1 protein-coding gene is annotated in these 238 nt (G+C 75.6%); it reads left to right on the top strand.

Features of this window, described 5'->3' with window-relative positions; genetic code table 11:
• Positions 1 to 10: 10 nt before the first annotated feature.
• Positions 11 to 238: acyltransferase domain-containing protein (locus tag D471_RS33900; protein ID WP_040689227.1), on the top strand; the 228-nt coding region annotated here is incomplete at its 3' end.

The following is a 238-nucleotide window of genomic DNA, read 5'->3' as shown; positions in this document are numbered from 1 at the left end:
GGGGGAGCCGGTGTTCGCCGGCGCCGTCGACGCACTGGCGGAGCCGTTCCGGGAGGTGCTCGGCTGGACACCCCGCGAGGCGCTGACGGACGGGCGCACGTGGTCCGCGTCCCACGTCCAGGCGCTGACCTTCGCCGTCCAGGTCGGTCTCATCGAGGTGTGGCGCGACCGGGGGCTCACCCCGAGCGCGGTCATCGGGCACTCGGTCGGCGAGATCGCGGCCTGTGTGGCCGCGGGC

Source organism: Nocardiopsis lucentensis DSM 44048 (genome assembly GCF_000341125.1).
Classification (GTDB): Bacteria; Actinomycetota; Actinomycetes; order Streptosporangiales; family Streptosporangiaceae; genus Nocardiopsis; species Nocardiopsis lucentensis.
Note: the sequence above shows the minus strand (reverse complement) of the source record. Positions and strands in the feature narration are given on the sequence as shown.